29 protein-coding genes and 2 riboswitches are annotated in these 25,359 nt (G+C 35.1%); of the genes, 18 read left to right on the plus strand and 11 right to left on the minus strand.

Annotation, left to right across the window (positions count from 1 at the left end; all coding sequences use genetic code 11):
* Window positions 1–81: 81 nt before the first annotated feature.
* The 5 genes from AC3WTI_RS18595 to AC3WTI_RS18615 form a co-directional block, all read right to left on the minus strand.
* The gene (locus AC3WTI_RS18595) at window positions 82–594 is read right to left on the minus strand and encodes a 1,2-dihydroxy-3-keto-5-methylthiopentene dioxygenase (RefSeq protein WP_097841178.1); all 513 of its coding nucleotides are present in this window, start codon (window positions 592–594) and stop codon (window positions 82–84) included.
* Window positions 572–1,210 (minus strand): methylthioribulose 1-phosphate dehydratase, encoded by a 639-nt coding sequence (locus tag AC3WTI_RS18600; protein ID WP_097841177.1) that lies wholly within the window; start codon window positions 1,208–1,210, stop codon window positions 572–574. Before AC3WTI_RS18600 ends, AC3WTI_RS18595 begins: the two co-directional genes overlap by 23 nt.
* Complete coding sequence (locus tag AC3WTI_RS18605) at window positions 1,207–1,866, minus strand: 2-hydroxy-3-keto-5-methylthiopentenyl-1-phosphate phosphatase (RefSeq protein WP_087956814.1); 660 nt, start codon at window positions 1,864–1,866, stop codon at window positions 1,207–1,209. The genes AC3WTI_RS18600 and AC3WTI_RS18605 overlap by 4 nt, the downstream gene beginning before the upstream one ends.
* Complete coding sequence (gene mtnW / locus AC3WTI_RS18610; RefSeq protein WP_087956813.1) at window positions 1,863–3,107, minus strand: 2,3-diketo-5-methylthiopentyl-1-phosphate enolase; 1,245 nt, start codon at window positions 3,105–3,107, stop codon at window positions 1,863–1,865. Before mtnW ends, AC3WTI_RS18605 begins: the two co-directional genes overlap by 4 nt.
* A gap of 64 nt (window positions 3,108–3,171) precedes the next feature.
* Window positions 3,172–3,277, minus strand: a riboswitch (SAM riboswitch).
* Window positions 3,278–3,341: 64 nt separating this feature from the next.
* A complete protein-coding gene (locus AC3WTI_RS18615) occupies window positions 3,342–4,520 on the minus strand; it encodes a pyridoxal phosphate-dependent aminotransferase (protein WP_097841176.1) in 1,179 nt (392 codons plus the stop codon).
* 14 nt (window positions 4,521–4,534) lie between these two features.
* Here AC3WTI_RS18615 and AC3WTI_RS18620 point away from each other — a divergent pair, with 14 nt between their 5' ends.
* The 4 genes from AC3WTI_RS18620 (at window position 4,535) to AC3WTI_RS18635 (ending at window position 8,149) form a co-directional block, all read left to right on the plus strand.
* Window positions 4,535–5,398 (plus strand): carbon-nitrogen family hydrolase, encoded by an 864-nt coding sequence (locus tag AC3WTI_RS18620; RefSeq protein ID WP_142286706.1) that lies wholly within the window; start codon window positions 4,535–4,537, stop codon window positions 5,396–5,398.
* A gap of 71 nt (window positions 5,399–5,469) precedes the next feature.
* A riboswitch (SAM riboswitch) is annotated at window positions 5,470–5,611 on the plus strand.
* Between the two features lie 91 nt (window positions 5,612–5,702).
* Window positions 5,703–6,884, plus strand: a complete 1,182-nt coding sequence (gene mtnK, locus AC3WTI_RS18625; RefSeq protein WP_097841175.1) for an S-methyl-5-thioribose kinase — start codon at window positions 5,703–5,705, stop codon at window positions 6,882–6,884.
* Entirely contained in the window at window positions 6,881–7,942 is a 1,062-nt protein-coding gene (mtnA, locus tag AC3WTI_RS18630) for an S-methyl-5-thioribose-1-phosphate isomerase (RefSeq protein WP_097841174.1), read from the plus strand. Before mtnK ends, mtnA begins: the two co-directional genes overlap by 4 nt.
* 69 nt (window positions 7,943–8,011) lie before the next feature.
* Complete coding sequence (locus tag AC3WTI_RS18635; RefSeq protein ID WP_000393345.1) at window positions 8,012–8,149, plus strand: YvrJ family protein; 138 nt, start codon at window positions 8,012–8,014, stop codon at window positions 8,147–8,149.
* Window positions 8,150–8,203: 54 nt separating this feature from the next.
* Here AC3WTI_RS18635 and AC3WTI_RS18640 read toward each other — a convergent pair whose 3' ends face one another.
* Window positions 8,204–8,980, minus strand: coding sequence for a 3-hydroxybutyrate dehydrogenase (locus tag AC3WTI_RS18640; RefSeq protein WP_097841173.1), 777 nt, complete (start codon window positions 8,978–8,980; stop codon window positions 8,204–8,206).
* Between the two features lie 194 nt (window positions 8,981–9,174).
* Here AC3WTI_RS18640 and AC3WTI_RS18645 point away from each other — a divergent pair, with 194 nt between their 5' ends.
* Genes AC3WTI_RS18645 through AC3WTI_RS18660 form a run of 4 tightly spaced genes read left to right on the plus strand, consistent with a single transcriptional unit; the run spans window position 9,175 to window position 11,401 of the window.
* Window positions 9,175–9,507 carry a PadR family transcriptional regulator gene (locus AC3WTI_RS18645; protein WP_063263329.1) on the plus strand — a complete coding sequence of 111 codons (333 nt, stop codon included), beginning with the start codon at window positions 9,175–9,177 and terminating at the stop codon, window positions 9,505–9,507.
* Window positions 9,507–10,274: a DUF1129 domain-containing protein gene (locus tag AC3WTI_RS18650; protein WP_097841172.1), complete on the plus strand. Its 768-nt coding sequence runs from the start codon at window positions 9,507–9,509 to the stop codon at window positions 10,272–10,274. Before AC3WTI_RS18645 ends, AC3WTI_RS18650 begins: the two co-directional genes overlap by 1 nt.
* Window positions 10,275–10,287: 13 nt before the next feature.
* Window positions 10,288–11,049, plus strand: a complete 762-nt coding sequence (locus AC3WTI_RS18655) for a DUF1129 domain-containing protein (RefSeq protein ID WP_097841171.1) — start codon at window positions 10,288–10,290, stop codon at window positions 11,047–11,049.
* Window positions 11,050–11,101: 52 nt separating this feature from the next.
* The gene (locus AC3WTI_RS18660; protein WP_087956805.1) at window positions 11,102–11,401 is read left to right on the plus strand and encodes a DNA-binding protein; all 300 of its coding nucleotides are present in this window, start codon (window positions 11,102–11,104) and stop codon (window positions 11,399–11,401) included.
* Between the two features lie 15 nt (window positions 11,402–11,416).
* Here the strand turns inward: AC3WTI_RS18660 and AC3WTI_RS18665 are convergent, their stop codons facing one another.
* Window positions 11,417–12,034 (minus strand): ImmA/IrrE family metallo-endopeptidase, encoded by a 618-nt coding sequence (locus AC3WTI_RS18665; RefSeq protein WP_087956804.1) that lies wholly within the window; start codon window positions 12,032–12,034, stop codon window positions 11,417–11,419.
* A gap of 160 nt (window positions 12,035–12,194) precedes the next feature.
* On the opposite strand from AC3WTI_RS18665, the gene AC3WTI_RS18670 reads away from it, so the two are divergent.
* From AC3WTI_RS18670 to AC3WTI_RS18680, 3 genes are all read left to right on the plus strand, one after another.
* Window positions 12,195–12,488, plus strand: a complete 294-nt coding sequence (locus tag AC3WTI_RS18670; RefSeq protein ID WP_097841170.1) for a DUF3928 family protein — start codon at window positions 12,195–12,197, stop codon at window positions 12,486–12,488.
* A 111-nt stretch (window positions 12,489–12,599) separates the two neighbouring features.
* A complete protein-coding gene (locus tag AC3WTI_RS18675; protein ID WP_142286701.1) occupies window positions 12,600–13,049 on the plus strand; it encodes an NUDIX hydrolase in 450 nt (149 codons plus the stop codon).
* A 139-nt stretch (window positions 13,050–13,188) separates the two neighbouring features.
* Window positions 13,189–14,364 carry an acetyl-CoA C-acetyltransferase gene (locus tag AC3WTI_RS18680; protein WP_002194058.1) on the plus strand — a complete coding sequence of 392 codons (1,176 nt, stop codon included), beginning with the start codon at window positions 13,189–13,191 and terminating at the stop codon, window positions 14,362–14,364.
* 85 nt (window positions 14,365–14,449) lie between these two features.
* Here the strand turns inward: AC3WTI_RS18680 and AC3WTI_RS18685 are convergent, their stop codons facing one another.
* The gene (locus AC3WTI_RS18685) at window positions 14,450–15,175 is read right to left on the minus strand and encodes an AAA family ATPase (RefSeq protein WP_087956802.1); all 726 of its coding nucleotides are present in this window, start codon (window positions 15,173–15,175) and stop codon (window positions 14,450–14,452) included.
* A 214-nt stretch (window positions 15,176–15,389) separates the two neighbouring features.
* On the opposite strand from AC3WTI_RS18685, the gene AC3WTI_RS18690 reads away from it, so the two are divergent.
* Together AC3WTI_RS18690 and AC3WTI_RS18695 are read left to right on the plus strand one after the other, a co-directional pair.
* Window positions 15,390–16,118, plus strand: coding sequence for a DUF4184 family protein (locus AC3WTI_RS18690; RefSeq protein ID WP_097841169.1), 729 nt, complete (start codon window positions 15,390–15,392; stop codon window positions 16,116–16,118).
* 36 nt (window positions 16,119–16,154) lie between these two features.
* A complete protein-coding gene (locus tag AC3WTI_RS18695) occupies window positions 16,155–16,919 on the plus strand; it encodes a hypothetical protein (RefSeq protein ID WP_097841168.1) in 765 nt (254 codons plus the stop codon).
* A gap of 44 nt (window positions 16,920–16,963) precedes the next feature.
* Here the strand turns inward: AC3WTI_RS18695 and AC3WTI_RS18700 are convergent, their stop codons facing one another.
* Window positions 16,964–17,395 carry a DUF3997 domain-containing protein gene (locus AC3WTI_RS18700; RefSeq protein ID WP_087956799.1) on the minus strand — a complete coding sequence of 144 codons (432 nt, stop codon included), beginning with the start codon at window positions 17,393–17,395 and terminating at the stop codon, window positions 16,964–16,966.
* A gap of 132 nt (window positions 17,396–17,527) precedes the next feature.
* Here AC3WTI_RS18700 and AC3WTI_RS18705 point away from each other — a divergent pair, with 132 nt between their 5' ends.
* The 3 genes from AC3WTI_RS18705 to AC3WTI_RS18715 all read left to right on the plus strand — a co-directional run bounded on the left by AC3WTI_RS18705 (window position 17,528) and on the right by AC3WTI_RS18715 (window position 18,814).
* Window positions 17,528–17,983 carry an RDD family protein gene (locus tag AC3WTI_RS18705; RefSeq protein WP_087956798.1) on the plus strand — a complete coding sequence of 152 codons (456 nt, stop codon included), beginning with the start codon at window positions 17,528–17,530 and terminating at the stop codon, window positions 17,981–17,983.
* Window positions 17,984–18,141: 158 nt separating this feature from the next.
* Window positions 18,142–18,240 carry a hypothetical protein gene (locus AC3WTI_RS18710; protein WP_000145659.1) on the plus strand — a complete coding sequence of 33 codons (99 nt, stop codon included), beginning with the start codon at window positions 18,142–18,144 and terminating at the stop codon, window positions 18,238–18,240.
* A gap of 64 nt (window positions 18,241–18,304) precedes the next feature.
* Window positions 18,305–18,814, plus strand: coding sequence for an SDR family NAD(P)-dependent oxidoreductase (locus tag AC3WTI_RS18715; RefSeq protein WP_087956797.1), 510 nt, complete (start codon window positions 18,305–18,307; stop codon window positions 18,812–18,814).
* A gap of 65 nt (window positions 18,815–18,879) precedes the next feature.
* Here AC3WTI_RS18715 and AC3WTI_RS18720 read toward each other — a convergent pair whose 3' ends face one another.
* Window positions 18,880–19,980 (minus strand): ABC transporter ATP-binding protein, encoded by a 1,101-nt coding sequence (locus AC3WTI_RS18720; RefSeq protein ID WP_087956796.1) that lies wholly within the window; start codon window positions 19,978–19,980, stop codon window positions 18,880–18,882.
* Window positions 19,981–20,240: 260 nt separating this feature from the next.
* Between AC3WTI_RS18720 and malL the strand changes: the two genes are divergently transcribed.
* Window positions 20,241–21,917: an oligo-1,6-glucosidase gene (gene malL, locus AC3WTI_RS18725; protein ID WP_087956795.1), complete on the plus strand. Its 1,677-nt coding sequence runs from the start codon at window positions 20,241–20,243 to the stop codon at window positions 21,915–21,917.
* Between the two features lie 40 nt (window positions 21,918–21,957).
* Here the strand turns inward: malL and AC3WTI_RS18730 are convergent, their stop codons facing one another.
* On the minus strand, window positions 21,958–23,718 hold the full coding sequence (locus AC3WTI_RS18730) for an alpha-glycosidase (protein WP_097841167.1): 1,761 nt from the start codon (window positions 23,716–23,718) through the stop codon (window positions 21,958–21,960).
* A gap of 323 nt (window positions 23,719–24,041) precedes the next feature.
* Between AC3WTI_RS18730 and AC3WTI_RS18735 the strand changes: the two genes are divergently transcribed.
* Window positions 24,042–25,301: an extracellular solute-binding protein gene (locus AC3WTI_RS18735; protein ID WP_087956793.1), complete on the plus strand. Its 1,260-nt coding sequence runs from the start codon at window positions 24,042–24,044 to the stop codon at window positions 25,299–25,301.
* The last annotated feature ends 58 nt before the right edge of the window (window positions 25,302–25,359 follow it).

Consider the following 25,359-nt stretch of genomic DNA (forward strand, 5'->3'; position numbering starts at 1 on the left):
GTTCCATAGGAGGATGTATATATGTAGAGTGAATAAAAGGTTGGAAAAGGGGATCCAAGTCCTTCTATTCAACTAACTACCTTAATAGATTGGAACCCAGCCTTCAGTTGTAACAAAAATACGAATAGCTACAACTTGACGATCATCTTGCAAGGTAAAATAATGTCTTGCATTTTCAGGAACAGATATGAGATCGCCTGGCTCAAGTTCAACGTCAAAGAACTTTCCATCTTTTCCTTCAATGGCAAAGATGCCATGACCACTAACAATAAAGCGGACTTCATCATCAGTATGATGGTGTTCTTTTTGGAAATTAATTAATAATTCGTCAAGGTTAGGTGTGCTATTTGAAAGTGAAATTACGTCATGTGCTTTATAACCTCGGCGCGCTGAAACATCAGCGATTTCTTTTGAGAACACAGCTAATATTTCAGCTTTGTTTTCATCTGTTAAAGAATAGTTTTCATTTAAATGAGTAGGAAGTTTAGAAATGTTCCATTTCTCATATAAAACGCCTTCCTCTTGTAGAAATTTACATACTTCCACTTCATTTTCAATGCGAGTATTTACTTCATGAATACGAATTTGCGCCATTAGAAACGCCTCCTTGAATTGATAATAGTTTTATATGAAATTGGAATAAAAACTCATAAGCTTCTAATCTTTTCTTTGCATCAAAGCTATCTCGGCCCCATACGGTAATACCATGGTTACGGATTAATATTGCTCCCGAATCGCCTTGTATATACTTTCGGAAGTTTTCACCAAGCGTTGGGATATGAGCATGGTTTTCGATAATAGGAATGTTAATTATTGCGCCTTCTTCCCAAATATCGAGAGCTTTAATAATTTCTTGATTTTGAAGGGTGACTGCATCACTATATAAATTTGTGATGACATTATTATCAGTTGTATGAACATGAAGTACGCATCCGGCATTCGTATTGTTATAAATATGTGTATGCAATATTGTTTCTGCTGAAGGACGTAACTCAGTCTCTAATACGGGAACCCCTAGATGATCTACTAATAGAAAATCATCTGGAGTAGTTTTTGTTTTATCTTTACCACTTGCTGTAATGAGAAAAGTGAGTGGTTCATGACTAACCTTTATAGAAATATTACCACTCGTTGCAGGAAACCAATTTCGTATTGTTAATTCTTTTTTAATCTCGCTTAAGTCATACCATTGACGAAAAAGTTGTTTCATAATTTCACCTCCAACAAATGTTTTAATGCATATTGAACATCGTGAAATGTTTCAAAAGGTGTATAAGCGATATGATTCTCTTCACACTTTTTAATAAGGAAGTCGCGAGCAAATACTTTATCTGCTTGTTTCGCAGCTTGTAAATCAGTAATGGAATCTCCAATTACAATATGGAAGTCATTCGTATCACTTAATTTACGGATTAAAGATGATTTGCATAATCCGCAATGGTTTTGACAGTGATGATCACAAGGGTGAGGCCATTTAACGGTAATGTATTCACTTGAAAAATCAGTTTCATTACAGTAAATGTGTTCTTTTGGAATGATTCCTTGTAAGAGTGGGTAGACGAAGAAATCCATTCCACCTGATATAACATAAAAAGAAATGTTATTCTCATTTACAAATTGTATAAATTCATGAAAACCACTACGGATTTCAGCAGTCTCTATTAAAAATTGAATAATATCATCGTGTAGATTAGTAGGTATTAATTGAAATAATTGAGAAACACCTTCTTGAATAGATAGCTCTTGTGATAATATTTTATTCTTTACTTCTTCAGCTTCTGGTGGTGCGAATTTTTCCATAATGGACATAATGTTATCATTATTTGTAATCGTGCCATCGAAATCACAAAATACTTGAATACTCATAATTTCACCTCATGAGAGGGATTTCCCCATATTTGTAGTGCACTATGCAAATTTATGTCATCTACTTCATTGAGAGGTATATTTTGCAAAGTAGCATCAATCGCAGTACGGAAAGCTTTACCGCCGCCCTGCGCCCCATTCGGATGTCCGTGTATCCCGCCGCCAGCGTTAATCACAACATCTTTACCAAAATCTCGTACGATAAAGGGAACGAAACCAGGGTGAATACCAGCAGATGGAACAGAAAAACTTTTCTTGAAAAATGCGTCATCTTCAGTTAAATATTTTGAGATAGCAAGAGCTTCTTCTTTTTCTAGCGCAACACTCCCGTATGGAGATGGGAATAATGAAAAGTCAGCGCCAGCGTAACGTAGTAGCTTGCCGAGTAATAATGGAGATGAAACTCCATATAACTTGGATGCTGAGTAAGCGCCACTTACAGCAGGGTGTGCCATAATAGGAACTGGGATTTCATCATCTTCTGCAAGTGATTGTAGTACATCTAGTCCGTAAGCAAATACGTTAAACAATAGAATATCAGCACCAGCTTGCACTGCACGTTTCGCATTTTCTTTTAAATCAAAAGTTCGTCCTGTTAAATTTACGGCATATAACGTTTTATGCCCGTACGTTTCATATACAGATTGTAAAACTTCTTTTCCAGATGTAATGCGTTTCGTAAGAGGTGTTAATGTATTCTCAAATAATATCTCATCATCTTTTACGATATCTACACCACCATTTGCTTGATCGCGTAATTGTGTTTTTAAATACCCAATATTTCGTCCAATCATCCCTTTAAAAATACTCATTAAAAGAGGACGCTCATGTACTTGTAAAAGGTTTCGAATACCATCTATGCCGAACTTTGGGCCAGGAAAATGTTTTTTTAACTCGTCTGAAAAAGTTAAATCAATTAATTTCACTTCGCCATCAAGTGATAGTTTTCCGAATGTAGTTGTTAAAATTGCTGGTAAATCTGGACTGAAATTTAATAATGGATATTCGATTTTAATAATCCCGCGTTTTACTTTTTTACGTAAATACAAATTTGTATGTTCGTGTTCAGCTAATTCCTCAACATGAATGACGTTGCCTTTATGCTGTTTTAATTGTTCTTGCAATAAATGTGGCAAATGAGTCCAAGAGCCAATTGTTAAACCGAGTGCAATTTGCTCGGCCTTTTTTTCTAAGTTATGTGAATCATCATGGATTAAATATGTCGCTATAATTCCGCTCATTGTTATACCCTCCTAGTTAAATAAAAAAACCTCTCAGCTAAGGAGAGGTTTTTTTACAACCAGCTCCTTATCTGTCAGCGTAATGCTGCGAGAATTAGCACCGTGTCTACAATTGTAGATCGGTTGCCGGGTTTCGTCGGGCTCGTCCCTCCACCTGCTCTTGATAAGAAGTATTTAGAAATGTTTAAATTTTTAAGATAACTGAATTTTGTCAGATATTTTTCATGTTGTCAATTACTTTTTGAAAAAATTTAATTTATCAATTCGAGTAATGGCTTCTCGTAATCTATCTTCTGTATGCAAGAGACCAACGCGGACATACCCTTCGCCATGCTCACCAAATCCAACACCAGGAGCAACTGCAACGTGTGCTTTTTCTAGTAAAATATTAGAAAATTGCTCAGAGGTATATCCTTTCGGAACAGGAAGCCATGCAAAAAATGAGCCCGTTGGAATGTCAACATTCCAACCGATTGCATGACAAGCTTCTATAAGAGCATTCCTGCGAGATTCATAGCGATTAACAAGTTCTACGACGCAAGATTGCGAGCTTAAGAGCGCTTCGCGTGCTGCATCTTGAACGGCACCAAAAATACTAACATACATATGATCTTGTAATAAGTTAATGGTTTCAATGACACTTTCATTCCCTACTGCAAAAGCGATACGCCATCCAGCCATATTGAAAGTTTTCGATAGAGTATAAATTTCAATTCCTGTATCTTTGGCACCGTCTGCTTGTAAGAAACTCACGGGCTTTTGACCATCAAATCCAATAGCGCCGTAAGCAAAATCATGAACAACTAATATATTATGTTCATTAGCAAAATCAATGGTTTCTTCAAAGAATTCTTTTGATGCAGTAGCACCAGTAGGATTATTTGGGTAGTTTAAAAACATTAACTTTGCACGCTCAGCGGTAGAGTCATCAATTTTTGTATAATCTGGTAAAAAATTATTTTCTGCAAGTAGTGGCATTGTTTCAAATTGTGCTTTTGCTAAAGCAACACCTGATAAATAATCTGGATAGCCTGGATCGGGAACGAGAATCGTATCACCAGGGTTTGTAAAGCAAACTGGTAATTCTACTAATCCAGCTTTTCCGCCAAACAAAATAGCAACTTCTGTTTTTGGATTTACTACTACATCATATTCACGTTGATAGAATGTTGCCACGGCTTCTTTTAAACTTTCATGTCCGCGAAATGGCGGATATTTATGATGAATGGTCTTTTCTGCAGCATCTTGTAAAGCTTTTACGATATGCTGCGGTGTTGGTTGATCTGGATTACCTTGACCTAGATTAATAACATCGTGACCCGCTGCTACGACTTTGTTAACTTTTGCAACAAGTGAAGCGAAAAATTGTGTTGGCAATGATGTTACTATCTCAGAAGGTTGAAATAATTTCATACTTTCCACCTCTTTTGAAAGTTGTTACAATTCTAGTGACAAATGATATAATCTTTCCAGTATTTTGTAAAGAAAAAATTAAGAATGGGGCTGACAAAATGAAAGTCGCATGTATTCAAATGGATATTGTCTTTGGTGATGTAGAAAAAAATATTGAGAATGCTAAAAATAAAATAAGCGAAGCGATGAAAGAAAGACCAGATGTTATTGTCTTACCAGAATTATGGACAACAGGATATGATTTAACGAGACTCTCTGAAATTGCAGATAGGGATGGATTAGAAACGAAAGAAAAGCTGAAAGAATGGTCGAAACAATATGGTGTACATATTGTCGGTGGTTCTATTGCGAAGCAAACAGAGCAAGGGGTTACAAATACAATGTATGTGGTAACGAATAAAGGAGAACTAGTCAATGAATATAGTAAAGTGCATTTATTTCAGCTGATGGATGAACATAAATATTTAATAGCTGGAAATAGTACAGGTGAATTTAAGTTAGATGATGTAGAGTGCGCCGGCACAATTTGTTATGATATTCGTTTTCCAGAATGGATGCGCGTTCATACTGCTAAAGGGGCAAAAGTTTTATTTGTTGTAGCAGAATGGCCATTAGTTCGTTTAGCACATTGGCGTTTACTATTGCAAGCAAGAGCAATTGAGAATCAATGTTATGTTGTAGCATGTAATAGGGCAGGAAAGGATCCGAATAATGAGTTTGCCGGTCACTCTTTAATTGTCGATCCTTGGGGAGAAGTTGTTGTAGAAGCGAATGAAGAAGAATCCATTTTATTTGGAGAGCTTCATTTTGAGAAAATTAAAGAAGTACGCAAAGGAATTCCAGTTTTTGCAGATCGTCGTCCAGAATTATACAAATAAAATGTTGACAAGTGATTTTTATTCTTGGTATAGTCTTCAACATAAAGCTAAAAATTCAAAAAATTATACAACTCTTATCAAGAGCAGGTGGAGGGATTTGGCCCGATGAAGCCCAGCAACCGACCGTAATACCATTGTGAAATGGGGCGTTTATTTACGCCAAAAGGCACGGTGCTAATTCCAGCAGAAAGTATACTTTCTGGCAGATAAGAGGGGAGAAGATAAACTTCAAACCTCTTTCTTAGTGGAAAGAGGTTTTTCTGTGTTAGAAAAACCTCTGAATTAAAAAAAGGGGGAGAAGACAATGGGATATTATTCATTAACTGAAACGACAGCCATACAATATGCGAAAGAACACGGTTATTTTGAAAAGAAAGCAAATGTAGTTTGTTATGAAATTGGAGATGGAAATTTAAATTACGTGTTCAAATTAGATGATGGAGAGAGGTCAATTATATTAAAACAAGCATTGCCATATGCGAAAGTAGTTGGTGAGAGCTGGCCATTGTCTATAAAAAGAGCGACGATTGAAAGTAAAGCATTACAAATTTTTGCGAAATATGTGCCAGACTATGTGCCGGTAGTGTATAGCCATGATGAAAAGTTAGCCGTAATAGTAATAGAAGACTTATCAAGGTTAACAATTACAAGAAGAGGATTAATAGACGGGGAGGAGTACCCACTTTTATCCCAACATATTGGTCGTTTTCTAGCGCATGTTTTGTTTTATACATCAGATTTCGGATTAGAGTCAGAAGAGAAAAGAGTGCTAGAAGGTACATTTGTAAACCCAGATCTTTGCAAAATTACAGAGGATTTAGTGTTTACAGATCCGTTCGGTCATTACGATACGAATGATTATGAGCCAGAGTTACAACTAGCGGTTGATGAATTGTGGAGTGATAAAACTTTAAAGTTAAAAGTCGCACAGTATAAATATAAATTTTTAACGAGAAAAGAAGCGCTTATTCATGGTGATTTACATACTGGTAGTATTTTTTCATCGCCTTCTGAAACGAAAGTGATTGATCCGGAATTTGCAACATATGGCCCATTTGGATTTGATCTTGGTCAATTTATTGCCAATTTATTATTAAATGCGTTATCACGTGAAGAGGAAAAAAGAAATGTGCTATTTTTCCATGTTGAGAAAACATGGAGTTATTTTGTAGAAGCTTTTACGAAGTTATGGATTGGAGAAGGTGTAGAAGCATATACGAAAGAGAAACAATGGTTGCCGATTATTTTGCAAAATATTTTTACGGATGCCGTTGGATTCGCTGGATGTGAGCTTATCCGCAGAACAATTGGATTAGCGCATGTAGCGGATTTAGATGAAATAGCGAATAAAGAAACGAGAATTCAAGCGAAGAAACAAGCGCTATCTTTAGGTAAAGAACTAATAAAATATGAATCTAAGAACGCTGATATTCAACTGTTCCGAACATTATTTCAACAGACAGTTTCTGGAGGGGTAAAAGCATGAGTACAATTGTTACTATTCCGAGGTCTGTCAGTTGGAAAGGTGATGCCATTGCAGTATTAAATCAAACAAAGTTACCGCATAGTACAGAATACAAAACATTAACGACGATTGAAGAGGTATGGAAAAGTATTGTTATGCTAGAAGTACGAGGAGCACCTGCAATTGGAATTGTAGCTGCATTTGGCTTGGCACTTGCATCAAAAAAATATACTGCTTTACATATTGAAGAATTTCAAAAGAAGTTTAATAGAGATTGTAATTATTTAGGAACGTCGCGCCCGACAGCAGTCAATTTATTTTGGGCAATCGATCGCATGAGAGAATCGATTCGAGAAATTACTACAATAAAAGAAGCACAAAAAATATTAGAAGAAGAAGCGCTTCGCATTCAACAAGAAGATGAAGCGGTATGCCGGAGTATTGGAGAACATGCATTATCATGTTTTAAAGACGGTGATAACATTTTAACAATTTGTAACGCTGGCAGTATCGCAACTGCTAGATATGGTACTGCATTAGCGCCGTTTTATATTGGGAAAGAAAAAGGTGTACGGTTACATGCGTATGCGTGTGAAACGAGACCGGTTTTACAAGGCGGGCGTTTAACGACTTGGGAATTGAAACAGGCCAATATTGATGTAACTCTTATTACAGATAATACAGCAGCGCATGCTATTCAAACGAAGGAAATAAACGCGATTATTGTAGGAGCGGACCGAATTGTCGCAAATGGAGATACGGCAAATAAAATCGGAACAATGAATTTAGCAATATTAGCAAAGTATTTCGATATCCCGTTCTACGTTGCAGCTCCGCTATCGACATTTGATATTACGAAACAAACAGGCGCTGAAATAGTTATTGAAGAAAGAGACGAAACAGAAGTTACGAAAATTTTTGGGAAACAAGTGGCACCAATTGGAACTACTGTTTATAATCCTGCATTTGACGTAACACTAAACGAATTAATTACAGGTATTATTACTGAGAAAGGTATTATACGAGGAAATTATAAACAGGAAATTGCATCATTATTTGAAAGACAAGCTAATACATAATGGCTTGTCTTTTTTTATGCCTAAATGTTTTCTTTTCTCTTATTTATATAATGAAAGGAGGCGTAAAAGATGGAAGAGTGGATCAGGATGGTAGGTAATGTAGGATTTCCGATTGTTGTAACATTATATTTACTCCACCGTATCGAAAGTAAATTAGATGGGGTAATTGTTGCAATCGAAAAACTCCCTAAACAATTACTAAAGTAGGAAGGTCCTAGCGATAAAAAATAAAGTTTGCTCTTCGTGAGCAAACTTTATTTTTTATTGAGCAGTATAACCACCATCGATAACGACAGCTTGACCTGTTATACCTTTCGCTTTTTCGCTCGCTAAAAATATAGCATAATCCGCGATTTCTTGTACTTGTAATAAGCGTTTTTGTGGTACAAGTGGATAAATGACATCCTCTAAAACATTTTCAAGTGGTACGTTTCGTGTCGTAGCTAAATCTTGTAGTTGATTACGTACGAGAGGGGTATCGACATAACCAGGACAAAGGGCGTTAACGGTAATTCCATGAGTAGCACCTTCTAAAGCGGCAACTTTTGTTAATCCAATTACGCCATGTTTTGCGCTATTGTAGGCGGATTTCCCTGCAAATCCAACGAGACCATTAATGGAGGCGACATTAATAATACGACCATACATTTGCTTTTTCATGATCGGGAAAGCATGCTTCATTGCGATAAAAGGGGCGATTTGCATAATTTTAATAAGTAATTCGAACTTTTCAGTTGGAAAATCTTCAATTGGTGAAACGTGTTGCATCCCTGCGTTGTTAATTAATATATGTAATGAACCGAAATGATTAACTGTTTGAGATATTGCAGCTGTAATTTCTTCTTCAGATGTAACATCACATTTCAAACCAATAGCTTGGTAGCCTTCTTTTTGTAATTGTTCAGCAGCTTCTTTTGCCCGTTCTTCAAGACGATCGGTAATAACAACTTTTGCACCTTCTTTTGCAAAAGCATTTCCCATTTCATAACCAATACCACTTGCAGCGCCTGTTAAAAAAACAACTCGATTTGTAACCATGATGAAAAACATCCCTTCCTAATAAAGTTCTCATATTGCTCTATTTAGAGGGGGGATATTAAAAATCCTGCAAAGATTTGGAAAAAATTATTAGCTATCTTGTTTTGCAAAATAGTCTCTGCTATACTATTTTGTAAAGCAAGATACTTACGCTTATCTATCTTGTAAAACAAGATAGTGGGAGGATTTGAATTATGTCGACAAGTCAAATGCTGAAAGGAATTTTAGAAGGATGCTTACTTGCTATTATTTCTGAAGGTGAAATATACGGTTATGAAATGAGTGAAAAGCTAGCAAAGTATGGCTTTACAATGGCGAGTGAGGGAAGTATTTATCCGTTATTAATACGAATGCAAAAGGAAGGATTAATAACAAGTGTAATGAAGGAATCTCCATCTGGTCCAAAGCGAAAATATTATACATTAACAGAAAAAGGCGAGGAAGCACTTAATGAATTTATGGATCGCTGGGAAGCGATGCAAAGTAGTGTAGAGCGTCTACTTGAAGGGAAGGGGAGTAAAAAATAATGCTATCAAGTGAAGCACGAAAGTTTTTATTAGATATGAGATTATTTTTAACGGCAAAGGGTGTGAAAGAAAGCGATATTGAAAATTTTATAGAAGATGCAGAACTTCATTTAATAGAAGGTGAGAGTGATGGGAAAAGTGTAGAAGATGTTTTCGGAAGCTCACCGAAAGAATATGCAAATGAACTTGTAAAAGTAATGGAAAAGGATAGACAGGAAACGTGGAAGCAAATTGGTTTTACAGTAATGAATATCGTATCGTTTTGGATTATTGCTTCTATTCTAATAGTGAATAACGGATTATTACAGATGTCACTTATTCAGTGCGTTGGGTATAGTTTGTCATTGATTTTAGTTGTTATGGGTCCTAATTTTCTACTTCGTAAAATGACCTTCGTAACAAGCTTTACAAAAACGTGGTTTTCTATGTGGTTTTTAGTTATGATAGCGCCAATGTTTTTAATGGGAGTTATTACGGTACTAGATGTGATATATCCTACAAAAATGTTTATATTCACTCAAATGCAAAGTTATTTATTAGCTGGTGGTATTTTTATCATTACAGTAGCGGTAAATATGTATTTTGATGGATGGTTTAAAAACTTATATTTAATTATTCCACTTTCGATTATGTTACTGTTTAAAACATTTACATCAGAAGATCTCGTGCCAATGTTATTTCAAATTATATGTTTATACGGAAGTTTGTTTATTTTAATTTTCCTTGAAATTATGATGAAGACGAATAGAAGAGAAGCGGTTAAATGAGGGAGGGATTATCATGCAAATTTCTAAAGAGGGTGAAAAGTTTTTAATCGATACGAAAGTATATTTAATAACAAAAGGAATGAAAGAAGAAGATGTTGATGCTTTTATAGAAGATGCAGAGCTTCATTTAATAGAAGGTGAGAAAGAGGGAAAGACGGTAAGTGATATATTCGGTGATTCACCAAAAGAATATGCGGAAGAATTAGCGAAAGAGATGGAAAAGGATAAAGGCGGGAGTATAAAAAGTATTTTAGGAATGATTATTGGTATTGGCGGGTATTGGATATTAACTCATATTTTATTTAATAATCCAAATCAGCAATTTACACTAACGAATATACAGTTAATTGGCTATCCTATCGTCTTAATCATTACAATTATTGGAACCATTGTTGCGTTTAGAATGTCTTCTTTTAAAAATAAATTTGTAGCGTTCGGGATTATTTACATAATAGTAATGGTTCCCATTTTATTATTAGTATTATTGATGTTTGTTGATAAATGGTACGGTACACCTATTTTGCAATTGTCGACAATGCAAACATATATATTAGCGGCAAGTATCTTTTTATTACTTTTCGTTGGAGAAGTATATGTCCTTGGTTGGATGGGGGTTTTGATACTAATTGTTCCTTTAGCGATTATGTTTATATTTAAAGGATTAGAAGAAAAAAATGTATTTTGGGGAATTGCAAAGATATTACTTATGTATGGAAGTATATATGGATTAATGAGATGGTCTTTAAAAATTGAAGAGAGAAAAAGTGTAAGTTAGTTTTATATTACTAGTGAACGAACTGGATTTTTTATTAAGGGGGGGAACAAACATGCAAAGTATATTTCTAGGTATATTGTCTACTATATTTTTAGGTTTAACGATTTTGGGGCTATATAATACCTTTTCGAAAAAGGTACACGATGATTATTTCGATACTTTATTAGATGGCACATCGGGTTATGTTTTGTTCTCCGGTTTAATAGGAAAAGGGCTGCTTTGGATATGCAAAAAATTATTTCCAAAGAAATATTATATAGGGATTTTTAGAGGGATTACGTTTATATTTAGTTGCTTATTTTTATTTCTAGCAGCCGGGCTTTGGTTTATAGATTGGAATAAGTTGTTTTAAACAGTAACAAGATTGTTACTGTTTTTTTCTTTGTAATAAAGAACTTTGTAAAGAGAGTGCTTTTTGTTCGTTCGTTAATAGGGATTGAATATGGACATTTTCAGGACGAGGTACGATAGGATACATAAGATTTGTTGGAGAAGGATGGTGCTCTGAGCCAGTTGGGGAATGAGGATCTGCGTGAGTAAGTTTTCCGTGAACACGTCTTGTAAATAAAATATGACCTATTTCGTGAGCGAGTGTATATATATTTTTCATAGGAGCAGCTGAATTTGTTAACACGATATAACCAGTAAGTTGCTGTTGTTTTGCTAAAGAGTAAGCGCAGGCAATTACGGCTGTTTCTTTGAAATAATCACTGCCAATATAACAAATGTAAAGGTCGCATTCAGGAGCTTCATTTACACACGTTTGGAAAAAGGATGATAATTTTTCCTGACTTTGAATAGAGTTTTTATAACTAATTTCACGGTCAGAAAAACGGAAAAGTTCATTTAAAATAATTACTTCTTTAATTTGAAATGTAATCGGGTGCCAGATTGACTCTGCAACTGCTAAATCTTTTGCGATACGGTCATCAGAAATATTGGCGCCTGGAGTAATGCAAATACATATATTGACGTATGGATCCATAAGGAACACCTCAACTGAAAAAATTCTTCCTATAATATATGTTGGGAAAAGACCCTATGTATGGATAAAAGCCTTGTTTATTACAAGTCGAAAAAAATTCATAGTTCTTTAACGTAGTGTGACCATCTTTTTGATATAGTAAAGAAAAGGGGGAGAATATATGTATACATTAAAAATCGTTTCAGACAGAGAAGCTCTTTATCAATTTGCAAGTTATGTAAGAGTGGTACAAGGGGTTGGAGATGTATATGTAGAGGTGGGAGAACCTTTATATGAACATCCGTTGATGAAGTTTTATGTACATATTAAGCTGGAGGAAACGTATGAGCAACAGAAAGCGTTACAAGAAATAGCAAGGTTAGTAGAATTAGGGCGTTTTACATACGTCCATTATCGTAATGATGAAATTGAAGAAGCTTTTGAAGCTGTAAAATATGAAAGTTTTAAGAAATAGAAATGGAAAAAAAGGAAGCGAAAACTTCCTTTTTTTTCTTGGAAATTACATCAACAAAAGGAGAAAAATTTTGTTATGATAAGGGAGGGTGAGGAAAGGAGAGTTTACATATTGGGGTATATTGAAGAGTTACGCAAAGTCGTTGGGACAAGGCCACTTATTCTCGTTGGATCAGCAATCATTATATTAAATGATAATCAAGAAGTATTGCTTCAATATCGTTCAGATACATATGATTGGGGTGTACCTGGCGGCGCGATGGAACTAGGAGAAACGACAGAAGAAACTGCTCGTAGAGAGTTATTCGAAGAGACGGGCTTACAAGCAAAAATTATGCAATTTCTTGGTGTCCTTTCAGGAAAAGAAGTATATTTCCGTTATCCTAATGGGGATGAAATTTTTAATGTCATTCATCTGTATCAGGGGCATCATGTGAGTGGAGAATTGAGGCTTGATCATGAGGGATTGAAGCTTCAATATTTTCCGGTAGATAAGTTACCAAAATTAAATGAAACGACAGAGAAAATTTTACAAAAATTTTTATACGCATTGACAGAATAGAAGGGTAATTCCTTCTATTTTTATTATATTAAATATTTTGATTTTTTAGTATGTTTATAGTATGATAGTTGTAGACATACATCTTATGGAATTTCACCTAAAAACTGACTAGGGTACATAAGAGAGGGGCAAGTGCAAAATGCATAATGTTGTTATTACAGCTGCAGTTCGTTCACCAATTGGAACTTTTGGGGGAGCGCTAAAAAATGTAACGCCAGTAGAATTAGCTGTTCCTGTACTTCAGGAAGCTGTAAAACGAGGCGGGGTAGAACCACACGAAGTTGATGAAGTGATTTTAGGTCATTGTATTCAAAGAACTGATGAAGCAAATACGGCAAGAACAGCTGCATTAGCGGCAGGATTTCCTGACACAGTTACAGGATATACAATCCAACGCCAATGTTCTTCAGGTATGCAAGCAATTATGTCAGCTGCAATGCAAATTCAATTAGGTGTAAGTGATGTTGTAATTGCAGGTGGAGTAGAAGCAATGAGTTCAAGCCCTTATGCATTGAAACAACACCGCTGGGGACAACGCCTACAGCACGGAGAAATTCGTGATACGGTGTGGGAAGTGTTAGAAGATCCGATTCATCATATTATGATGGGGGAAACAGCGGAAAATTTAGTTGAACAATATGAAATTACAAGAGAGGAACAAGATGAAGTTGCTCTTCGCAGTCATACATTGGCACTGAAGGCAATCGAGTCTGGATACTTTGACGATCAAATTGTTCCTATTACAATAAAAGAACGTAGAAAAGAAGTAGTATTTTCAAAGGATGAACATCCACGTGCTGATATTACAGCAGAAAAATTAGCAGGATTAAAACCAGCTTTCCGTAAAGACGGCTCAGTTACTGCAGGGAATGCATCTGGCCTGAATGACGGAAGTGCGGTTCTAGTATTAATGAGCGAAGAAAAAGCGAAAGAAAAAGGCTTACAACCGTTAGCTAGAATTGTTGGATATTCAGTAGCTGGAGTAGATCCGAAAATTATGGGTATCGGACCAGCACCAGCAATCCGTAAAGGATTAGAAAAAGTAGATTGGTCATTAGAAGATGCAGATTTACTGGAAATTAATGAAGCTTTCGCTGCGCAATACTTAGCTGTAGAGAAAGAATTAGGTCTGGATCGTGAAAAAGTGAATGTAAACGGTAGTGGTGTAGGACTTGGACATCCAATCGGTTGTACAGGAGCTCGTATCACTGTAAGTTTAATTCATGAATTGAAGAGACGTGGATTAGAAAAAGGGATTGCCTCTCTATGCGTCGGCGGCGGTATTGGGGTAGCACTATTTATAGAAGCACTATAAAAAGAAGCAGCAATCGCTGCTTCTTTTTTTAACGAATTTACCGAAAGAATTCTTCTTCCTCAAACCTTGCTAAATAGTGAATAGTTCACGAATCAAATAAATGATGAAATAATCGATCACGATTTTCAAAGAAAAGTTTTGTCGTTTGGTAATGCTCTGTTTCTTCTAAGGCGGATTCGTGAATTCCTTCTTGTGTTAAAGAATATATAGTGGATTCAGGATAAGCCATTAAAATAGGAGAATGCGTCGCGATAACAAATTGTGAACCTTGTTCCGCTAGTTCATGCATTCGAATAAGCATGGAAAGTTGTCTCATTGGTGATAAAGCAGCCTCAGGCTCATCTAAAATGTATAAACCTTGTCCTGAAAAACGATTCATAAATAATGAAAAGAATGATTCACCATGGGATTGTTCGTGAAGTGAAACACCGCCATAAGATTTTATAGCATCTATTTCATCAATATAAGAAGCAACGTTATAAAATGATTCAGCGCGAAGAAAGAAACCGTCGTTTGGTGTATTGAAACTTTTTGAAATACGAAGGTATTCATGTAAAGATGAATGTGAATCGTTTGTACTAAAGCGGAAGTTCTTCGTTCCACCTTCTGCATTAAATCCTAAAGCGATAGCAATTGCTTCGAGTAATGTTGATTTACCTGTTCCATTTTCTCCAATAATGAATGTTACATTTGGGTGGAAAGCTAGTGAGTGTAATGTTCGGATAGCCGGTAAACAGTAAGGATATGCGGAAAAACTAGGGATACTTTCTTTTTTTAATGTGACATTTTTTAAAAAGGGTACGTCAATCAATATATAAACCTCAATTCATAACGGATTTTGATTCTAAAAAAGTAGCAAATACCATTGTTAATGGCACATGAGTCCTTCTTATTTTCTGAATATTTTATGTGGATTATATCATGTAAACTATCATATTCCAATGTGAAAATAAATATTGCATGTAGATTATTCATGTCGTTATGATAGTATGTAATCTATTGTAATTATAAAAAGGAGTTAAAACATGCCGTTTACATTTGCGCATCCAGCAGCAGTCCTTCCTTTTGTGAAAAAGCAGTCCAAATATATTTCAGTAACGGCTCTTATATTAGGGAGTATGGCGCCTGACTTTGAATATTTTTTACACTTTAGACCGTATGGTGTTATTGGCCATACATGGCTTGGGTTCTTGTATTTAAATTTACCACTTGTATTTCTGCTCGCATATATATATCATTACATTTTAAAAAAGCCGTTTATAACACATTTACCTAAACCGTTTGCTGGCTACTATACATATGCAGTAGATGAGAGGTGGGGGCTTCATACATGGAAGGATTTCTTTGTATTTTGCTATTCTGCTTTATTTGGTATGCTCACGCATGTCGTTTGGGATGCGTTTACTCATCATACGGGCTACTTCGTTATGAAGATACCCTTTTTACAAAGAGAATTACATAGTATTCCAGTGTATAAATATATGCAACACGGGAGTACATTTGTTGGTTTATTATTACTAGTATACGTACTATGGAAGTATAAAGATGAAACAGGGAAAGATATTATGATAGCTTCAGAAAAAAGGAAGTATTGGATTGCGGCAATCATTATGGCAGCTCTTATATTTGTCGTTCACGCGTTCGTAGATCCCTATTTTCATATTTTCCAAATAGGAGGTATAATAGTATCTGGACTGACAAGTTCGTTTTGTGGACTTCTCATTGTTTCTATAGTTTACAAAGCAAAGGACTAATTAATATTAATGAATGATAGTGTTAGGAGAAATTATATGATGAAAGCATGGAAAAATATTTTTGTTTTATGTAGTTTTCTTCTTATGTTAAGTGGCTGCTTCCATCAAGAAGAAAAGAAAGTTGAACCGAAGAAGAAAGAATCTATTCCTGAAACAAAAGAATACGGCGGGCGTGAGCTGAAAAAAGTGGGACAAAAAGTGAAAGAAACAGGTTGGGGTACTTTTAAGTTAGAGCAGATTTATACGGTGAATCAAACATTTGAAGTAGCACCAATGAAAATTCACGTACAAGGTGTGAAAGTAATCTCTTTATCACAGATGAGTGAAGGTGCAAAAAATACATTAAAAGTATATACGGCATTAACTCCTGAAGAAGTAAAGCGTAGATTAGGAGATAAAGTAAGTCAAGAAGATGCGGAGTTATATGCATCGCTAAGTGGAACAGAGATTAGTGATACGATTCGTTACGTTGAAATTACATATAAGGTGGAAAATACCGGGAATAAAAATATGCAATTTTTCTCTATGAATGATGTTGCTATTAATGATAAGCAACATTTTAAAGTAGCAACTCAAAACTTTTTATATGATGAAGATACGCTCGTTGGTACAAAAAATGTATCAAGGGAAGACTACAAGCCTGGTGAAACGAGAGATGGTATTATCGGCCTAATACTTGATGATGGAAAAGAAAAGGTAAAGGATATTAAATTTACAACAGATAATGTAATCGCAGCAGATACAGAAACGCAAGATGTTGTAAAAGAGCCACAAACTTTTAACATCTCATTTTCTGAGTAAGTTTTTTTAATATATGTGAGAAAAAACAGTCAGCACTTAAAATACTATGCTGACTGTTTTTTCTGTTCTTTTATGTATGAATCTACACTTTGAAAAGGCACCTTAATTTTAAACGCATCTTTTTGTTCATTAAATTGCTTTTCATTATAGGGGCCAAAACGTTTATTATGCTTTACGTCAATAATCCAATAATGCTCACTTTTTTTATTTGCAATTGCTCCGTCAGGGTTATTCGGATCTGACTTTTCCTCAGTTTGTTTTGCGATAATGTATTTATCATCCCAGGCTATGTCTGTAACTTTTGCAGGAATGTATTGTGTGGCATAGACAGCATCTTGAGATGGGAAAAGTTCAAATGCATTTCCAGAAGTACGTATGAGTTCGTATTCATCGTTAATCGTATAAGTTATATGATTTGTATTTCCAGCACAACCGGCTAATAGAAATGCGACGAATAGGATTATCCATTTTTTCAATATGGGAACCTCCTTTACAATGCTGTTGTAACACATTGTACAAGAAAAGTAAGCGAAACGCTAGTTTACAATGTTTTTTAGAAGTGGTACGATGAGACGGGTAAAGAAGGATATGAAGGAGTCGACATAAAAATGAAGTTAAAGATGCATCGTCCAGCGCTTGTAATGAACCGCATAGGTGCTTCCCTAATTGACATGTTTTTAATCTCGGTTATGTATGGTGCAGTAGTAGCTATTATGACTGGAAATTATAGTGCTATTTTTGATCGCTTTAATATTAGTTTTGGTGATTATAGATATGATCTCGCAGTAGTTTTTATATTAATGGCGATATATTTTATTTTGGTACCCTTTATTTGGAACGGTGTTACACTTGGTAAAAAGGTAACGAGAATAAAATTAATTTCATTGAAGAGTGAAAAGTTAACAATACAAACATTAACGATACGATTTTTTGTATTGCTATTACCGAACATATTGCTACTTGGAATTCCAATATTATGTAACGTATATATGATGTTATTCCGCAAAGATAATTGTGGTTTTCAGGATTTAATTGCAAAAACGAAAGTAATAAGTCTTGTATAAGGAAAAAAGACCTTTTTATACATAAAATAAGAAGGTCTTTTTTTATTATATAAATACAATTTATGTAATAATATCATTTTCGGTTTAAATAGATTGAAAATTAAGAAAATGTTATAATGATGAAAATAATATCTTTATATAATAGGGGGGAATTTGAAATGACTGGAGGTAGTGTAATCTTTTGGGGGATTTTAATTTTCATCGGTTTAGTTTTCGATCAGCGTAATAGTAGGAAAAAAGAAGGAGTAAAAAAGTAATCGCTTACAAATAAAAGAGCAACTTTTCTTGCTTGCAGACTAATCTCATAAAGCAGTATACTGAATAACGGTAAGACTTATAGAAGGGGTAATGAAAATGAAGCTTGCAGGAAAAGTTGCCATCGTAACTGGCGGTGGCATCGGTATTGGACGTAATACAGCTCTTTTGTTGGCTAAACAAGGCGCAAAAGTAATTGTGACGGACATTGATCAAGAAAGTGGACAAGCAACAGTAGAGGAAATTACGAATCTAGGCGGAGAAGCACTTTTTGTATCCTATGATATGGACAAGCAAGGAGATTGGCAACGCGTAATCAGCATTACTTTGCATGCATTTAGTCGCATTGATATGCTTTTTCAAAATGCTGGTTTATATAAAATAGATTCTATTTTTTCACGCCAACAAGAGAACGATTCCAATGTACTTTGTATTAATGACGTATGGATAGAGATAAAACAATTAACGTCATCTTTTATGAAACAGCAAGAAGAAGTGGTGCTGAGTGACTTACCGATTTTCGGTATTATTGGCACGAAAGGACAATCATTTCATACAGTAGAAACCCTCGTATAATAATGAAAACCGCCCTCAAAATATGTGGACGGTTTTTTTGTATATGATATAGGAAAAATTACTTTTTAACGAATACGTTGTTCAGTTTGGCTATCAAAGAAATGTGCTTTATTCATATCAAAGGCTAGTTTAATTTGGTCACCAGGTGAAAATGTATGTCTTGCATCAACACGTGCTGCAAAATCTTGATCTCCCAGTTTCATATATAAAATAGATTCAGCACCTAACAATTCAGCAACTTCGATTTTTGTTGTAAAGGCAGTAGGTTGTGAAGCTTCTAAAAATAATAGTTCATCATGAATGTCTTCAGGACGAATACCTAAAACAATCTCTTTATTTACATAGCCTTGTTCACGTAACATCTTCATTTTTCCTTCAGTTACTTTAATTTTTATTGTATTGTCTATAACGAAATCGGTTTCAGTTAATTTACCACGGAAGAAATTCATCGCTGGAGAGCCGATAAATCCACCAACGAAAATATTTTCAGGTGTTTCATATACTTCTTTTGGAGTTCCAATTTGTTGAATCTTTCCGTCCTTCATAACAACGAGACGAGAAGCCATTGTCATTGCTTCAGTTTGATCATGTGTTACATAGATTGTTGTCGTTCCAAGGCGATGGTGTAGCTTAGAAATTTCTGAGCGCATTGCAACACGTAATTTAGCGTCTAAGTTAGATAAAGGCTCATCCATTAAGAACACTTTCGCGTCTCGAACAATTGCTCTCCCTAATGCAACACGTTGACGTTGTCCGCCGGATAATGCTTTCGGTTTTCTATCTAAATATTGTTCCAGTCCTAAAATTTTTGCTGCATCTTTCACACGACGATCGATTTCATCTTTTGGTATTTTTCTAAGTTTTAATCCAAATGCCATATTATCATACACACTCATATGTGGATATAGAGCATAGTTTTGGAAGACCATTGCGATATCGCGATCTTTTGGAGGGACATCATTCATTAGCTTACCATCAATTGAAAACTCTCCTTTTGAAATATCTTCAAGTCCAGCAACCATTCGTAATGTTGTAGATTTTCCGCATCCAGAAGGACCGACAAATACGATAAACTCTTTATCTTGAATGTGTAAATTGAAGTCTGTTACAGCTGTTACGTTATTATCATATATTTTATAAATGTTTTCTAATTTCAGTTCTGCCATGGTATTTCCTCCTAGAAATAATTATGCAAACGTTTTCTTTGAGTTCATTATAAACTAATAGATTCAAAAAATAAACAAAAAAATAAAACGTTTTCATACATGAGAGGGATATTAGTAATTTTCGTATTTTTTCTTAGAAAAATAGGAATAAAAGTTGTAAGCGCTATTTTAAATTAAGATAGAATCTGTTATCATTCATTAATGAAAACGTTTGCGCCTTAAAAAAGAAAATCGAATTATGAATGAAATGGGGTAGCATAATGGAAAAACAGTGGTGGAAAGAAAGTGTAGTATATCAAATTTATCCTCGTAGCTTTATGGATAGTAACGGTGATGGTATTGGAGATCTTCGTGGTATTATTTCAAAGCTAGATTACTTAAAAGAATTAGGGATTGATGTAATCTGGTTATCGCCAGTCTATGAATCTCCAAATGACGATAATGGTTATGATATAAGTGATTATTGTAAAATTATGAATGAGTTCGGAACAATGGAAGATTGGGATGAGCTATTACATGAAATGCATGAACGTAATATGAAACTTATGATGGACCTAGTTGTGAATCATACTTCTGATGAACATAATTGGTTTATTGAGTCACGTAAATCAAAAGATAATAAATATAGAGATTACTATATGTGGCGTCCTGGAAAAGAAGGAAAAGAGCCGAATAACTGGGGAGCAGCTTTTAGTGGATCGGCATGGCAGTATGATGAAATGACAGATGAATATTATTTACATCTGTTTTCTAAAAAACAGCCAGATTTAAATTGGGATAATGAAAAAGTAAGACAAGATGTTTATGAAATGATGAAGTTTTGGCTAGAGAAAGGAATTGATGGCTTCCGTATGGATGTTATTAATTTTATTTCTAAAGAAGAGGGATTGCCAGCTGTTGAAACAGAAGAAGAGGGATATGTTTCAGGTCATAAGCACTTTATGAATGGTCCAAACATTCATAAATATTTACATGAAATGAATGAAGAAGTATTGTCTCATTATGATATTATGACGGTTGGTGAAATGCCTGGTGTAACGACAGAAGAAGCGAAATTGTATACAGGGGAAGAACGAAAAGAACTGCAGATGGTATTCCAATTTGAACATATGGATTTAGATTCTGGAGAAGGCGGAAAATGGGATGTAAAACCATGTTCACTCCTTACTTTAAAAGAGAATTTAACGAAGTGGCAAAAAGCGTTAGAGCATACGGGCTGGAATAGTCTGTATTGGAATAACCATGATCAGCCGCGCGTTGTATCTCGTTTTGGGAATGATGAAACGTATCGCATTGAATCTGCGAAAATGTTAGCAACGGTGCTTCATATGATGAAAGGGACACCGTATATTTATCAAGGAGAAGAAATCGGAATGACGAATGTTCGATTCGAATCGATTGATGAATATCGAGATATTGAAACATTAAATATGTATAAGGAAAAAGTTATAGAGCGCGGTGAAGATATAGAGAAAGTGATGCAGTCTATCTATATAAAAGGGCGAGATAATGCTAGAACACCGATGCAGTGGGATGATGAAGATCATGCTGGATTCACAACAGGTGAGCCTTGGATTACGGTAAATCCTAATTATAAAGAAATCAATGTGAAACAAGCGATTCAAAATAAAGATTCAATTTTTTATTACTATAAAAAATTAATTGAGTTACGTAAAAATAATGAGATTATTGTGTATGGATCATATGATTTAATATTAGAGAATAATCCTTCTATTTTTGCATACGTAAGAACATATGGAGAAGAAAAACTTGTTGTTATTGCAAACTTTACTGCGGAAGAATGTGTGTTTGAATTACCTGAGGACATTAGTTATAGTGATGCAGAGTTACTCATACACAATTACGACGTAGTGAGTGGGTCGATAGAAAACATGACATTACGTCCGTATGAAGCAATGGTATTTAAATTGAAATAAGAAAAAATCCTTATACCACTTCGGTATAAGGATTTTTTGATTACCATTTTAATATGGAGAATCCATATGGAGGAAGTGTAACTTGTAACACACTTGCTTCCGCTGAAAATTCTTCGTTTGTATAAATGTTAATGATTTTCTTTCCGGTAACATGGAGAGGGAGTAAAGCTGTAATGTCACTGTTAGTCGGATTTAAAACGAAAAAGATTGTTTCATCTTCATACGTTTTCGTATAAGAAATATAATTATGTTCATCATTTGCTTCAATGAATTGGAAAGTACCATGTCCTCCAAATGCTTTATATTGCTTTCGTAATGAAATTAATGTTTGTACATGTGTAAATAATGTATGATCTTGTTCTTTCGTATCCCAAACCATACATTTGCGGCAAGCGGGGTCCATACCACCGTCCATACCAATTTCGTCTCCGTAATAAATACAAGGGGAACCGATGAAAGAAAGGTGGAATACATAAAGTAACTTTAATTTATTTTTATCTCCGTTGCATGTTGTCAATATTCTTGGTGTATCGTGGCTGTCTAATAAATGAAATGCTGCTTCATTTACATTCATAGAGTAGGAATGTAGAGATTCTGTAATTTGTTTCATAAATTCATTTGCCTTAATGGAATCGTTAGCAAAGTAAGACAGTAGAGCATTTGTAACGGGATAGCTCATTACAGCATCAAATTGATCTCCTTGTAGCCATGGAAGTGCATCGTGCCAAATTTCTCCTAAGATATATACTTCAGAATTTAATGCCTTTATCTGACTTCGGAATTCTCTCCAAAAGCTATGGTCGACTTCATTTGCTACATCAAGGCGCCAACCGTCTATGTTGAACTCTCTTACCCAATAACGCCCTACTTCAAGTAAATACTCTTTTACATCAGGGTGTGCTGTATTTAATTTAGGCATAAATGGTGTAAATGCGAAAGTATCATAATTTGGAAGTGGCTCAGTTCGAATTGGGAACTCATGAATATGGAACCATTCTTTATATACTGACTGCTCACCATTTTTTAGTACATCTTGAAATTTATCGAAAAAGTATCCGCTATGATTAAATACGGCATCGAGCATTACTTTTATACCATGTGTATGACATGCCTGAACGAGTTCTTTGAACGTTTCTTTTGTGCCAAATTGTGGATCGATTTCCATGTAGTCAATTGTGTCATATTTATGATTGGAATGTGCTTTGAAAATAGGGGTGAAATATATTCCTGAAATTCCAAGCTTCACAAGGTAATCAAGGTTTTGAATAATACCAGCAAAATCTCCCCCGAAAAAATTAGTTGGAGTTGGCTCAGCGCTACCCCAAGGAAGGGTGTTTTCTGGATTTAGTGCACGATCTCCATTAGCGAACCGTTCCGGGAAAATTTGATACCAAACAGTATCTTTAATCCAGGAAGGTGCTTTGAATACATCATGTGCATGAATAAATGGGAAACAAAAAAAGTTACCAACGTCATCATTTGGAATGTTGGAAAAAAATCCTCGCTCTGCATAAATAAATGTTTCTGTCTCCGCTTGTAATTCAAATCCATAACGTAAGCGCTTAAATTTTGGTTCGATGGAAATAGACCAAAAATCAAACAATGCAGTAGAACCGGTTTTTTTCATCGGTGTACTTGATGTAATCCATTTCCCGTCTTTCCAATCATAAGGATCACCATAAATAAGAGTGGTGCTTTGAACATCATCTTTTTTCGTACGTATTCGGATGTGAATCGTTTTTTCATCGTAAGCGTATGCATAATTATCTTTTGGCCTATGATAAATGGCTTCTTTGAGCATATAGAAAATCCCCCTTTAATATCTCTAAACATATTGTTCCCTTACGTATAATAATAAAGCATATGTCGCAAACGATTGCTTTTTACATAGCTTTAATATTGCTTATAAGAGTAGTATTCATTTCATATAAAGTCAATGTATAAGGAGTGTAGTAATAATATTTAAAAATTAATATTTGCAAAATGAATAAAAGAATGTATAATGATAGACAAATAGCGCAAACGTTTTCATAGATTGAGATATTGTTTGTGCTTCTATTAAACCATTAAATGCAAACGTTTTCAATTAGTAAGGTACATATACAATTTAGGGAGGTTTTTGGGATGAAGAAAGCATTATCATTATTAACGGTTTCAGCATTATCAATTGGTATGTTATCTGCATGTGGACCGAAAGATTCAGGGAAAAAAGAAGAAAGTAAAGCAAAGAAAGATTACGATCTTCTCGTTTGGGAAGATGATAAAAAAGGTGTTGGTTTAGAACCAGCCGTGAAAAGCTTTGAGGAAAAATATAAAGTAAAAGTAAAAGTTGTTGAAATGCAAATGACAGATCAAGTGAAGAAGTTACGTCTTGATGGACCAGCGGGGACTGGACCAGACGTTGTAACATTGCCACATGATCAAATCGGAAACGCAGTAACAGAAGGTTTACTTTCTGAAGTGAAGGCTGATGATGCTGTAAAGAGTAAATTCACTGACTCATCAATAGCAGCGCAGACATATAACGGAAAATTATACGGTTTACCAAAAGCAATTGAGACACCAATCTTTATTTACAATAAAAAATTAATGCCAAAAGCACCAGAAACGATGGACGAGCTGTTTAACTTCTCAAAAGAATTTACGAAAGATGGCAAGTACGGATTCCTAACATTAGGAGATAACTTCTACTTTGCTAATGCATTCATGGCAGGTATGGGTGGTTATGTGTTTGGTGAAAAAGATGGAAAGCCAAATGCAAGTGATGTTGGATTAAATAATAGCGGAGCAGTACAAGGTGCTGAATATCTTCAAAAATGGTACAAAGAAAAGTTATTCCCGAAAGGTATTATCGGTGAATCTGGTGGACCTGCTGCGGATGGCCTATTTAACGAAGGAAAAGCAGCATCTATCATGAATGGTCCATGGGCGTTCCAAGCGATGGAAAAGAACGGAATTGATTATGGCGTTGCTCCAATGCCAAAATTACCAAACGGTCAACCAATGAAAACATTTGTTGGGGTTAAAGGATGGCATGTAACAAGTTTCTCTAAACAAAATGATTTAGCTACAAAGTTCACTGAATGGGTAACAAATGAAGAGAACGCAAAAATTCGATTTGAGAAAACAAAAGAAATTCCTCCAGTAAAAGCAGTAATGGAAGATCCAATCATTAAAGATAATGAAGCTGCAAAAGCAGTTGCAACACAATCTGAAAATGGAATTCCAATGCCGAACATTCCAGAAATGCAAGAAGTATGGAAACCAGCTGGAGATGCGCTTCAATTAGTTGTTACGGAAAAAGAGGCACCAAAAGCAGCACTTGATAATGCAGTGAAGCAAATTAAAGGTAATATTGAGGCAAATCATAGTAAGAAAAAATAAGGTGAAATTCGTGCCTCTAATATGAGGGGGCACGAATTCTCTCCCAGAAAAAAGGGGG

This window comes from Bacillus sp. EB106-02-03-XG38, from assembly GCF_058792175.1.

Coding starts and splice junctions, on each gene's coding strand:
- AC3WTI_RS18605 (WP_087956814.1), bottom strand. CDS start 1,866: ATGAGTATTCAAGTATTTTGTGATTTCGATGGCACGATTACAAATAAT.
- AC3WTI_RS18615 (WP_097841176.1), bottom strand. CDS start 4,520: ATGAAATTATTTCAACCTTCTGAGATAGTAACATCATTGCCAACACAA.
- AC3WTI_RS18640 (WP_097841173.1), bottom strand. CDS start 8,980: ATGGTTACAAATCGAGTTGTTTTTTTAACAGGCGCTGCAAGTGGTATT.
- AC3WTI_RS18680 (WP_002194058.1), top strand. CDS start 13,189: ATGCATAATGTTGTTATTACAGCTGCAGTTCGTTCACCAATTGGAACT.
- AC3WTI_RS18670 (WP_097841170.1), top strand. CDS start 12,195: ATGTATACATTAAAAATCGTTTCAGACAGAGAAGCTCTTTATCAATTT.
- mtnK (WP_097841175.1), top strand. CDS start 5,703: ATGGGATATTATTCATTAACTGAAACGACAGCCATACAATATGCGAAA.
- AC3WTI_RS18600 (WP_097841177.1), bottom strand. CDS start 1,210: ATGAAACAACTTTTTCGTCAATGGTATGACTTAAGCGAGATTAAAAAA.
- AC3WTI_RS18695 (WP_097841168.1), top strand. CDS start 16,155: ATGATGAAAGCATGGAAAAATATTTTTGTTTTATGTAGTTTTCTTCTT.
- mtnA (WP_097841174.1), top strand. CDS start 6,881: ATGAGTACAATTGTTACTATTCCGAGGTCTGTCAGTTGGAAAGGTGAT.
- malL (WP_087956795.1), top strand. CDS start 20,241: ATGGAAAAACAGTGGTGGAAAGAAAGTGTAGTATATCAAATTTATCCT.
- AC3WTI_RS18720 (WP_087956796.1), bottom strand. CDS start 19,980: ATGGCAGAACTGAAATTAGAAAACATTTATAAAATATATGATAATAAC.
- AC3WTI_RS18595 (WP_097841178.1), bottom strand. CDS start 594: ATGGCGCAAATTCGTATTCATGAAGTAAATACTCGCATTGAAAATGAA.
- AC3WTI_RS18660 (WP_087956805.1), top strand. CDS start 11,102: ATGCAAAGTATATTTCTAGGTATATTGTCTACTATATTTTTAGGTTTA.
- AC3WTI_RS18665 (WP_087956804.1), bottom strand. CDS start 12,034: ATGGATCCATACGTCAATATATGTATTTGCATTACTCCAGGCGCCAAT.
- AC3WTI_RS18650 (WP_097841172.1), top strand. CDS start 9,507: ATGCTATCAAGTGAAGCACGAAAGTTTTTATTAGATATGAGATTATTT.
- AC3WTI_RS18705 (WP_087956798.1), top strand. CDS start 17,528: ATGAAGTTAAAGATGCATCGTCCAGCGCTTGTAATGAACCGCATAGGT.
- AC3WTI_RS18730 (WP_097841167.1), bottom strand. CDS start 23,718: ATGCTCAAAGAAGCCATTTATCATAGGCCAAAAGATAATTATGCATAC.
- AC3WTI_RS18645 (WP_063263329.1), top strand. CDS start 9,175: ATGTCGACAAGTCAAATGCTGAAAGGAATTTTAGAAGGATGCTTACTT.
- mtnW (WP_087956813.1), bottom strand. CDS start 3,107: ATGAGCGGAATTATAGCGACATATTTAATCCATGATGATTCACATAAC.
- AC3WTI_RS18710 (WP_000145659.1), top strand. CDS start 18,142: ATGACTGGAGGTAGTGTAATCTTTTGGGGGATTTTAATTTTCATCGGT.
- AC3WTI_RS18690 (WP_097841169.1), top strand. CDS start 15,390: ATGCCGTTTACATTTGCGCATCCAGCAGCAGTCCTTCCTTTTGTGAAA.
- AC3WTI_RS18735 (WP_087956793.1), top strand. CDS start 24,042: ATGAAGAAAGCATTATCATTATTAACGGTTTCAGCATTATCAATTGGT.
- AC3WTI_RS18635 (WP_000393345.1), top strand. CDS start 8,012: ATGGAAGAGTGGATCAGGATGGTAGGTAATGTAGGATTTCCGATTGTT.
- AC3WTI_RS18655 (WP_097841171.1), top strand. CDS start 10,288: ATGCAAATTTCTAAAGAGGGTGAAAAGTTTTTAATCGATACGAAAGTA.